General features: G+C 39.2%; 12 protein-coding genes, 1 pseudogene and 1 riboswitch. Of the genes and pseudogenes, 1 reads left to right on the forward strand and 12 read right to left on the reverse strand.

All coding sequences use genetic code 11. The features are described from left to right. Nucleotides 1-83: 83 nt before the first annotated feature. The 4 genes from HCJ66_RS02710 to HCJ66_RS02725 all read right to left on the reverse strand — a co-directional run bounded on the left by HCJ66_RS02710 (nucleotide 84) and on the right by HCJ66_RS02725 (nucleotide 3,402). Nucleotides 84-734, reverse strand: a complete 651-nt coding sequence (locus HCJ66_RS02710) for a methionine ABC transporter permease (protein WP_181675101.1) — start codon at nucleotides 732-734, stop codon at nucleotides 84-86. After that, entirely contained in the window at nucleotides 718-1,749 is a 1,032-nt protein-coding gene (locus tag HCJ66_RS02715) for a methionine ABC transporter ATP-binding protein (RefSeq protein ID WP_187131760.1), read from the reverse strand. The genes HCJ66_RS02710 and HCJ66_RS02715 overlap by 17 nt, the downstream gene beginning before the upstream one ends. A 129-nt stretch (nucleotides 1,750-1,878) precedes the next feature. Then, nucleotides 1,879-1,988: riboswitch (SAM riboswitch) on the reverse strand. A 78-nt stretch (nucleotides 1,989-2,066) separates the two neighbouring features. Further along, on the reverse strand, nucleotides 2,067-2,300 hold the full coding sequence (locus HCJ66_RS02720) for a DUF3006 domain-containing protein (protein WP_187131761.1): 234 nt from the start codon (nucleotides 2,298-2,300) through the stop codon (nucleotides 2,067-2,069). Nucleotides 2,301-2,307: 7 nt separating this feature from the next. After that, nucleotides 2,308-3,402 (reverse strand): MBL fold metallo-hydrolase, encoded by a 1,095-nt coding sequence (locus tag HCJ66_RS02725; RefSeq protein ID WP_425489601.1) that lies wholly within the window; start codon nucleotides 3,400-3,402, stop codon nucleotides 2,308-2,310. A 263-nt stretch (nucleotides 3,403-3,665) separates the two neighbouring features. On the opposite strand from HCJ66_RS02725, the gene HCJ66_RS02730 reads away from it, so the two are divergent. After that, a complete protein-coding gene (locus HCJ66_RS02730) occupies nucleotides 3,666-4,889 on the forward strand; it encodes an ISL3 family transposase (protein ID WP_187131763.1) in 1,224 nt (407 codons plus the stop codon). A 106-nt stretch (nucleotides 4,890-4,995) separates the two neighbouring features. Here HCJ66_RS02730 and HCJ66_RS02735 read toward each other — a convergent pair whose 3' ends face one another. The 8 genes and pseudogenes from HCJ66_RS02735 to HCJ66_RS16055 all read right to left on the reverse strand — a co-directional run. Then, the gene (locus tag HCJ66_RS02735; RefSeq protein ID WP_181675325.1) at nucleotides 4,996-5,298 is read right to left on the reverse strand and encodes a HesB/YadR/YfhF family protein; all 303 of its coding nucleotides are present in this window, start codon (nucleotides 5,296-5,298) and stop codon (nucleotides 4,996-4,998) included. A gap of 365 nt (nucleotides 5,299-5,663) precedes the next feature. Beyond that, nucleotides 5,664-5,984, reverse strand: coding sequence for a DUF4176 domain-containing protein (locus HCJ66_RS02740; RefSeq protein ID WP_187131764.1), 321 nt, complete (start codon nucleotides 5,982-5,984; stop codon nucleotides 5,664-5,666). Between the two features lie 13 nt (nucleotides 5,985-5,997). Then, a complete protein-coding gene (locus HCJ66_RS02745) occupies nucleotides 5,998-6,615 on the reverse strand; it encodes a DUF443 family protein (protein WP_187131765.1) in 618 nt (205 codons plus the stop codon). 11 nt (nucleotides 6,616-6,626) lie between these two features. Beyond that, nucleotides 6,627-6,872 (reverse strand): hypothetical protein, encoded by a 246-nt coding sequence (locus HCJ66_RS02750; protein ID WP_187131766.1) that lies wholly within the window; start codon nucleotides 6,870-6,872, stop codon nucleotides 6,627-6,629. A gap of 11 nt (nucleotides 6,873-6,883) precedes the next feature. Next, nucleotides 6,884-7,054 carry a hypothetical protein gene (locus HCJ66_RS02755; RefSeq protein ID WP_187131767.1) on the reverse strand — a complete coding sequence of 57 codons (171 nt, stop codon included), beginning with the start codon at nucleotides 7,052-7,054 and terminating at the stop codon, nucleotides 6,884-6,886. Between the two features lie 68 nt (nucleotides 7,055-7,122). Further along, a complete protein-coding gene (locus HCJ66_RS02760) occupies nucleotides 7,123-7,434 on the reverse strand; it encodes a DUF4176 domain-containing protein (RefSeq protein WP_187131787.1) in 312 nt (103 codons plus the stop codon). Further along, on the reverse strand, nucleotides 7,434-7,994 hold the full coding sequence (locus tag HCJ66_RS02765) for a hypothetical protein (RefSeq protein WP_187131768.1): 561 nt from the start codon (nucleotides 7,992-7,994) through the stop codon (nucleotides 7,434-7,436). The genes HCJ66_RS02760 and HCJ66_RS02765 overlap by 1 nt, the downstream gene beginning before the upstream one ends. A 15-nt stretch (nucleotides 7,995-8,009) precedes the next feature. Further along, a pseudogene (locus HCJ66_RS16055) lies at nucleotides 8,010-8,937 on the reverse strand (hypothetical protein); the annotation flags it as partial.

An 8,937-nucleotide genomic window follows, 5' to 3' on the forward strand; every position in this document is an offset into this window, starting at 1 on the left:
AACTCCCTTATTATTTTTTTATTGTTAAAATCGTGTTTCCAGTCTTTCATGATTGAGCCTCCTCACGAAGACGGCGCCGGCATTTATCGGCGGCGGATTTTGCGAGAAATGAAATTCCCCAGTGACTGTACACTTTGAACGATGACGACCAAAATAATGACTGTAACAAGCATTGTAATATTATCATAACGCTGGTATCCGTACGTAATCGCCAAGTTTCCGATTCCGCCGGCACCAACGACTCCCGCCATCGCAGTCGCACCAACTAGTCCAATCGTTGCTGTAGTTAGTGTCAGAATCAGTGAGCTAAGCCCTTCTGGCAACATGAACCGCCAAATAATTTGCCAAGCGTTCGCGCCCATTGCTTGGGCTGCTTCAATAATGCCTTGGTCCACCTCTAAAAGTGAGTTTTCAACAAGCCTTGCAATGTAAGGTCCTGCGTAGAAAACGAGCGGGACAATCGCGGCCTTGACGCCGATACTGGAATCGACAATAAAGCGCGTCACTGGAATCAAAGCTACTAGTAAAATAATGAATGGTACAGAGCGCAAAATGTTGATAATCGGATTCAAAATATTGAAGATCACTGTATTTTGCAAAATATGACCTTTTCGTGTGACAACAAGTAGGACGCCAAGTGGAATTCCTATGAGGCAGGCGAACAAGAGCGACCAAGTCACCATATAAAGTGTTTCAGTAAAAGCTGTCAATAGCTGTTCAGATGTTACTTCCATGTGTTCCCACCTCCTCTAGTTTGACGCTCTGTGTCCTTGCGTATGCATGGGCCTTCGCGATTTCTTCTGGCTCACCTGTGACTTCCACAACCATATATCCAAAAGGAATCGATTGGATCTCCGAAATATTCCCACTTAAAACACTAACATTGACATCAAATTGTTTGGCAATATTGGAAAGTAGCGGGTTTCCTGATGATTCTCCAACAAACGTAAATTTCCAAACGGTAGCATCATGATTTTGAATTAGCTTCCAAGCGCTGGCTGGAATATCGTCGTTGATAACAGTCTTCACGAAATTTTTCGCGGTTTGACTTTGTGGATTTGAGAAGATATCGAATACTTTGCCTTCTTCAATAACTTTACCGCCTTCCATCACCGCTACTCGATTACAGATTTCGCGAATCACGGACATTTCGTGGGTGATAAGCAGGATCGTGATATTGTACTCCTTATTGATTTTTTGCAGTAGTTCGAGAATCGCGCCTGTCGTTTCTGGATCTAGTGCGCTCGTTGCTTCATCGCATAGTAGCACGTCTGGGTTTGTTGCCAGCGCCCGTGCAATGCCGATACGCTGCTTTTGACCGCCTGATAACTGGTCCGGATAATTCTTTGCTTTATCTGCTAATCCAACAAAATCAAGCAATTCTAGTACTCGTTTTTCGCGTTCTTTTCGATTTGTATGTATTAAAGCTAGCGGTATCGCGATGTTATCGAAGACCGTTTTGGAATTCAATAAGTTAAAATGTTGAAAAATCATCCCAATCTTTTTTCGTTCTGCGCGGAGTTCGCTTTGTTTCAATGTTGTTAAGTCAGTTCCTGCTACGGCGACAGAGCCTGTTGTTGGCCGCTCTAACAAGTTTACCGTGCGAATCAAGGTGCTCTTCCCAGCACCACTGAAGCCTACGACACCGAATATATCGCCTTTTTCGATGGTTAGACTGACGCCGTCTAACGCGGTAATTTCTTTTCCTCCACTTTTGAATGTTTTTGTTACATTTTTGAATTCAATCATTCTCTTCACTCCCTTAGTTGCCTTACCCACAAAAAAAATCTCCCCTTGAGTTAATAAGAGGAGATTCTAGTCCAAACATCTATGTACCGAATAATTATACAGTCATATGAATGCAGTCTTTGTCGTCTCACCTTATCTACCAAGCAAATGGAATGCTTGTTGGAATTGGCACAGTATCAATAAATGATCTGTTGCCGAGGTTTCGTAGGGCCAAATCCCTCCACCTCTCTGGATAAAATGTGTAAGTCGTTATTTATTTTTTATAACTATATCGTGTATTTCGGATACTGTCAACCACTTTTGGAAAAGTTCTTTGTTTATTGTCCGTTTTTTCTGCGTAATTGTTCGAGTTTCGATGCGATTCGTGCTTTATTTTCGGCTGTAGTTTGGGCGTCTAGCGTGATTCTTGTACCATCAATACGAACAGAACTACCTTCACGAATATTTTTTGGTAATTTGGCTTGTGGAACTGTCCATATTTGCTGGTCTGGCTCGAGTAGAAAAACGGCTTTTCCATCCTCGATACGGTCTAAAATCGCTTTTTGGCTCATGATTCACCTACTTTACGGTTGCTTTGCCTTGTTCTTTGATTTGTCGAACAATGCCATCGCCTATTCCGTTTATTTTTTTCAAGTCATCGATACTTCGATATGGCCGTTCTGAGATGATTTTATCTGCTAAAACGGGGCCAATGCTTGGTAGATATTGCAATTCTTCTGCTGTTGCCTTGTTGATATTGATTGCATCCGGCATTGGGACTGCGGCACCAGGTTCTTCGGCGGTTTGCTTGCCACTAGTACTTCCGGGCTCTGGTGTCCCTAATTTTTCTGTTGCTACGTGGATTTGTTTACCGTCCGTTTCTATCGTCACCGTTCCTTCAACATCCGTTCCGTATGTTGTAATATCGCGGTCTTTCAACCACTGGATAACTTCGCGATGTGGGTGCCCGTATGAATTCCCTTTTTCAGCGGAATAAACAGCAACTTCTGGCTTAACCGCATCTAAAAAGTACGGCTGGTTCGATGTCGATGAACCGTGATGGCCCAAATCAAGAATCTGCGCGTTCAAATCAAGTCCGCTGTCCACCATCTCTTGCTCGCGTGATTTCTCCGCATCTCCTGTAAAAATAGCTGCGATATCTTTGTATGTTAAACGAATCGCGATAGAATCATTATTCGCGTTATCCGACAGTTTATCTGGGCTCAAAACTTGAATCCCAAATGGTCCAAATGTCGCTTTCTCACCACGTCTCGGTTCTTTATATTTAGCGTCTGATGCCAATGCAGCATCGATGACACGTTCATAAATCGAACTGTTAAACACGAGGCCGTCCATCCAAATTTCTTTCGGTTTATATTGTTTGATGACTTTATCCGCATTCCCAATATGGTCCGAGTGCGGGTGCGTCAATAGCAGCAAATCAATTTTTTCGATATTCGCTTTTTCGAGGTATGTCAAAATTCGATTATCGTCGTGGCGCCCGGTATCAATCAAAATCGTGGTGCCATCGTCAGCTTGAATAAGCGTGCTATCCCCTTGACCGACGTCGAAAAAAGTGAATTTCGCGCCTTTCAGTGTATTTTCGGTAACGCTTGATGTTTGTGTGTTGTTCGAGCATCCAGCGATAAATAAGACTAAAATAAGTCCTAGAATGCTCCATTTCGCTAATTTCTTCAAGTTCTCAACTCCCTAATTCTCTACACTTTAGAATAGCAGAATCAGCACGTTGAGTAAATAGGTTCCGCCAAAGTTGGGAGATTTACGCCAAATAAAACGGTTGTATAATAAATGTTGGGGTAGAAATTAATCTGCCTCAACATTTTTTTGTTCTTGTTTTAAGGCAAAAAAATACACAGTAATATCAACATCCGTTAAGATAAAAGTGACGAAACCCAATCCAAAGGAGCGATATTACCATGCCAGACCATTTTATCATACAACTCATCGGTTTAGAAAATAAAAACGTCCAGTTCATCGAGCATTCCATAGAGAAGGATACCTGCCACATTCATATTCAATTAAAACGGAAGAAACATGCTTGCCCTCATTGTCAAACCCGTACAAATCGTATTAAAGATTATCGTACGCATTCGTTTCAACACCTTAAAATAGCCGAAAAACGGGTCTATATTCATTATCGGAAACGACGCTATCATTGCCCTTGTGGTAAAGCATTTGATGAGAAAAATCAAGGAATTGTCACACGCTATCAGCGTTTCTCTACCGCTTGGCATCAGGCTGCTCTGTTTCATAGTATTAACTCCGCTTCCTTCACTTACACCGCTAAAGCCTATGGAACGACCGCTTCTAAAATCATTCGCTTATTTGATGCCCGTATGGATGCTTTTTCAACACCGCCAGCCACCTTACCAAAGATCATCGCTATAGATGAATTTAAAGGAGACACAAATAAAGGCAAGTTCCAGTTGATTATTGCCGACCCTGTCACTCGGCGTCCCATTGATATTTTAGAAAATCGTAGTATAAAAACCATCCAACGCTATCTCAGAGAACGCGGACAACAAGTAGAAATCGTGATTATGGATCTAAGCTCCGCATTTAAAAGCGCCGTTCAAAAAGCCCTTGACAGCCCATTGATTATTGCGGATTCTTTTCATTTTTCCCGCTATATTTATTGGGCCTTAACCAAAGTTCGTATTCGGGTACAACAAAAATTCCATGACTATGATCGAAAACGCTGTAAACGCATGAAGGGCCTCTTTTACAAAAGGAAACATGAATTAACCTCTGAGCAGTGGACGCTTGTTCAGCGCTATTTAGAATTAGACTCCGATTTACAAACAGCCTATGATATCAAAGAAGCCTATCAGGCTTGGTTTAACACACACAAAGCCCAAGAACGAACCAATGTACGTCACGCGTTACATCAATTCTATGAACTTGTTCGACAAGCCAATATTCCAGAGTTCATTGCCGCTATCGGAACCTTTCAACGCTGGGAAACAGAAATTATTAACGCTTTTATTTACCCACATTTATCTAATGGCTTCGTAGAAGGCATTAACAATCGAACCAAAGTTTTAAAACGTGGCGCTTATGGCTTTCAATGCTTCGAAAGATTCCGAGCCAAAATACTAGCACAACACTTTATCAAAGATTTTGACATCTCTGTAGGTTAAGAAAAGGCACGAGCTATTGACTCCCTAGCTCGCACCTTGATATTTCACCCCAACAATTGACATAGAGCCAATAAAACGAGCCCCTAGTGAAAGAGGCCCGCTTACTTTATTTTACTTTCTCGAAAAATTTAAATGTTACTTCTTCGCTTTTTGGGTTGTAGTCAATAATCCAGTCATGATCTTTAAAGTACCAGTAATCATGATCTTCTACATAGAATAAAATATCGCCGATTTTGTGTTGCAATGCCATTTCTGTGGGCTTTTCAGATACCAACCCGATTGAAAAACCAGGATGTAGGGAACTATTGGAGCCACCATATTTTGCGAATAATCTAATTCCATTACCGCCAGCCGTGTTAAACTCATTTCTAAACCAGTGTTGTGCTTGATCGCTTACTTCGATTTGCATTGTCATCACTCCTCTTCCCTATTTCGATTACTGCAAGGATAGCAGATATCTACACATTTCGCATGTATTTTGCTTACAGTTGATAATTGTATGTACCACTTTTTTTGAAAAGTTAAACTTCTTTTTTGATAAAAAATGCAAATATGACCTCATCGCTTCCCCATGTCCTACACTAAATCAGATTTTTTCATGGGAATCGATTTGAAATTTAGGATAAGAAATGGTCGCAATTTTTTTCGTATACTTTTTGGAATGCTTCCTCCTCCACATCTGTATACCCTTCATGATACACTGTTTTGATTTAGAGGTTAAAAAATGGACTATGTAGTAAAGAGGCTGGAGCATCATATTGCGTCCCAACCTCTTTAATGGTATCTACTATTATAGTAAGTGTTAATAGTACTCGAAACAACGCCCTTTTCGTATTTGCTATTCTTCACCAAGTCCTGTAACACTACTTGGTACCTTTTTTCCTCCTCATCTTGATAGCCCTCAAATACAACAGAATCAATGTTTTCTTCATTAAAATATATCGTTTGCTTTGGATCTAGGCCTTCCGGGAACTTAGAACCCATATAATCAAAATATATTTTTTTATTTTCAGCCTCTACAAGCGGATATCTAGTCATGATTACAATCTTTACTCTACCCTCATTTAAATATACAACAGATCCTACAGATAACAATATAATCACACTCCTAGTCTATTTTAGCATTATCAGGAAATTTAATCTTTGTGTTGAAAAAAGTATATAGAAACAAACTCAATAGAAACAAAAGATAGGCCACTATACCAGGCATATCAACGGAGATATACGCAAATAATAAAACCACTGTATATAATATTAATTGCATAAAAAAAACTTGAATAAAATATTTCACTGAGATACGACTAATTTTCATAACATATTTACCTTCAAGCCGGATACCACTAATACGCTCAAGCATCTTTCTGTTCTCCCTACTGCGGTAATATTTGTAGCCCAACATACTCATTGCCAAAAAGACAACAATTACTATTCCTTGTATAAACGGCATACCTTCGATTGCAAATTCATTCATTAGTGTATTCAATATTTTAGATAAAACTACTACTACACCCAGCATAATAACTACTCCGAAATTATTTTTAGGTTTAATTTCTTTTACTATTTTCTTCATAACATTGTCATCTGAGATAGTGATTGTTTTAACAGCCAAAAACCATCTAAAAGCCGGAAAAAGCCATAATAAAAAATTCGAATCTAAATCAATAATTTGATTTTCCTTTTCACGTACCAGTAACTTATAGCGCGGGCTTTTTGTTTCAATTACCATATGTGCCTCCTTTAGTCGAACGGATTGATGCTGCTAATTGTTCCAGATATCGCTTCACCAACATCCCCTAGTTTTTCTTTAGCAAAATCTACGCCCTCTCCAAGTTTATCACCCGCCCAGTGTAAACCATCATCCACTCTATCACCCGCCCAGCCTAAAAAATTATTATCATATGCCCAGCTAAAACCAGTACCTACTAAAACACCTGCAGCAAATCCCCAACCAATCGGATTGGAACTTACTAATGCACCTACCAAGATAGAACTTCCTATCGCGACTCCTGTTCCAACAACATTAACCCAGTCTCCACAGAAGTCATCAAACTTTCTACTTCCGTGAATAGTGTTGCTGATCTACCATTATACGCCATTAACTTATCTAATTTCTCTTGTATCTCCCGTTTCTGATCTTCGTAAAACGGCAGAAAAGGATAGACCACCAATCAACATATAATCGGTGGTCTGTTTGCTTTATTCGTTTCATGCACACTCTTTTTTACAATAAAGACTATCCGTTCTTATGCTTTGTGATTAATTCAAGACGTGGATATGCTATTTTTTCAAGTTCCGCTTTCACTTTCACTCGAAATGTTTCTTCCGCTTCGTTAATATAGCCAGTAAAATACATTTCATCAATATCTTCCTGATTAAAAAAGTAAGCGGTTTGATCTATTTGCCCATTGGGGTATAGGCATGCGCCATATTCAAAATAACCGATGACACCTTGATTGTTATATAACGGAAAACGACTGATAACTACAAGTTGTTGTTCCCCATTTTTTAGCCGTACTACTGAACCAAGTGGTAATAATTCCTCCATCATAATTCTCCATTCTCTATTGGTAATTGATTTTTTTTATAAAGAGCATACATTTTTTTTCGTTTGAAAGGTCTTTGTAGAACAAACAAAGGGATAGGCAGCATCCAAAAAAGAGCTGTAGCAAAAAATAATATTGCTTCCCCATCTGAAATGTACAGCACTAAAGTACTTCCTATAGCTAACAAAAGCGTATAGAAACTAAGTCGCATATTTTTTTTAAACTGTTTCTCTCCCTCTGCAAAATAAAGAGAGATTTTTTCCACTGGTGCCCCCTCCCCAAAGACACTTTTTTTGCTAAAGTAATCAATGATGATAACTAAGAATATACTGATAGCAATTCCTAATATTATACTCAAAAACACTAAATGATTGATTGACATTTTGATAATCACTGAGCCAAATAACGCATATAAAATAACTCCGACCATTCCAGAAAGTAACGTTAAAAAAGTACCCTGCGTAGAGTAGTTTCCTTCCACCACTCGCTTCTCATTCAAGTTATAAAAATAATTTTTACCTTCTTCTTTGTGATAAAATATTGGAACCCATGGTGATTTCATTCTTTTCTCACTCTCCTATCCAAAAACACTACCCAATCCTTTCATAAAACCAGAAGCAGCATTTCCTATTTTATCGCCTACACTTTTTACTCCTTCTCCTATACTTTTACCAACATCTTCAGCGATATCTTTTGCTCCCGCAATAATTTTATCCTTTTTATCATAAATCTTATCAAAAATATAATTACCTACGGCTGTGATCCCTACTCCTACAACAAATCCTAATGCTGCACCTGCCAGAGTACCAACTACTGGTATCGGAATTGCCGTACCGATTGCACCTCCAATAGCTGCACCCGCTTCTCCACCTGCAATCCCAATTCCCACATGGGCAACAGACTTCACGACTGCATCTCCAACATCTTCACCTTGCGAAATTTGAGTAACACCATCAACAATACCACCAACAATAGGAAGTCCAAATTTTCCAACCTTAGCTATAGTACTTCCAGTTTTAATTATACTCGTTGTTACGGAGGATGTATTGGGATTAACCATGACAAAATTCCCTGCCCCACCAGGTCCCATTTTCCCTGTTAGAGTAGTGAGTAGAAAACCAAAATTTTGCGTAGCTTTTCCACTTGACTCAACACCTGCATTAACTAAATCTTGTGGCAAACTATCCTTTATTGATGTTGGAATTTCATCTACATCATTCATAAAATAATCAATAATTTCTTGAGGTGGTTCTATCTCAGAATTCGTTTGAGCTAATTCAAATAGCTTAGATTTTTCTGTTTCCGATAAATGCGGAACTTTTTTCCGCATTTCCTCTAAAAATTGAGTATTATTTTGCTTTACTTGTTTAGCAATAACTGTTGTCCAAGCTAAATTATCTGGAGATGGAATTGTAAAAGTCCCTGTTCCTGCATTAAATCCTTTCCCACTACCAACCTCTCTCAACCCAGTCTCCACAGAAGTCATCAAACTTTCTACTTCCGTG

Source organism: Paenilisteria portnoyi (assembly GCF_014322795.1).
Lineage (GTDB): Bacteria > Bacillota > Bacilli > Lactobacillales > Listeriaceae > Listeria_A > Listeria_A portnoyi.

Coding starts and splice junctions, on each gene's coding strand:
- HCJ66_RS02765 (WP_187131768.1), bottom strand. CDS start 7,994: ATGAAATCACCATGGGTTCCAATATTTTATCACAAAGAAGAAGGTAAA.
- HCJ66_RS02720 (WP_187131761.1), bottom strand. CDS start 2,300: ATGAGCCAAAAAGCGATTTTAGACCGTATCGAGGATGGAAAAGCCGTT.
- HCJ66_RS02745 (WP_187131765.1), bottom strand. CDS start 6,615: ATGGTAATTGAAACAAAAAGCCCGCGCTATAAGTTACTGGTACGTGAA.
- HCJ66_RS02760 (WP_187131787.1), bottom strand. CDS start 7,434: ATGGAGGAATTATTACCACTTGGTTCAGTAGTACGGCTAAAAAATGGG.
- HCJ66_RS02715 (WP_187131760.1), bottom strand. CDS start 1,749: ATGATTGAATTCAAAAATGTAACAAAAACATTCAAAAGTGGAGGAAAA.
- HCJ66_RS02730 (WP_187131763.1), top strand. CDS start 3,666: ATGCCAGACCATTTTATCATACAACTCATCGGTTTAGAAAATAAAAAC.
- HCJ66_RS02710 (WP_181675101.1), bottom strand. CDS start 734: ATGGAAGTAACATCTGAACAGCTATTGACAGCTTTTACTGAAACACTT.
- HCJ66_RS02735 (WP_181675325.1), bottom strand. CDS start 5,298: ATGCAAATCGAAGTAAGCGATCAAGCACAACACTGGTTTAGAAATGAG.